Source organism: Kitasatospora arboriphila (assembly GCF_039528095.1).
Classification (GTDB): Bacteria; Actinomycetota; Actinomycetes; order Streptomycetales; family Streptomycetaceae; genus Kitasatospora; species Kitasatospora arboriphila.
On the sequence record NZ_BAAALD010000325.1, the window covers coordinates 1 to 527 of the forward strand.

The window sequence follows — 527 nt, forward strand, 5'->3', positions numbered from 1 at the left end:
GTATCCGCCACGGACACCGGCGCGGCAGATGCTGCCGGCGTATCCGGTACTGCAGCTGCAGCCCTGTTCACGTCAGCGGTGCCGGCCATCTGCTGAACCAGAGCCTGCAGCTCACTGACCGAGGTGGGCGGTACCGGCATACTGGCCAGCAGGCGCGGCAGTTCAGGCGCCGTCGTGTGGAGGGCAAGACCGGTGATAATCAGGTTTCTCAGCAGATCCCCACGCAGACGGGATGACGCTTCCGTCAGCACACTTTCCACCCGTTCCCCACTCCGGCCATTCTGAAGCGTCAGGGTGTAACGCCGGCGCTGGTATTCTGTCTCCGGTGACACGGGCAGAGCTGCCTCACCATTTTCGGGCTCATCCGGAAGGCCGGTGAGTGAGGACCAGGTTCCGGAGACCAGGGCCATCACGGCGCAAAGGCGGACAGCGCTCAGTTGCCCGGCAAAGAACACCGGGATCAGCGCCGGTAAACGGGCATCCACCTGGTATACCACCGCCCCGGCGGTGGCGGCGGTACGGATGAA

1 protein-coding gene is annotated in these 527 nt (G+C 64.7%); it reads right to left on the reverse strand.

The genetic code is table 11. The features are described from left to right. Positions 1 to 497 (reverse strand): plasmid partitioning/stability family protein (locus ABD353_RS40205; RefSeq protein ID WP_344628639.1); only part of this gene is annotated, 497 nt, incomplete at its 3' end. Positions 498 to 527: the final 30 nt, after the last annotated feature.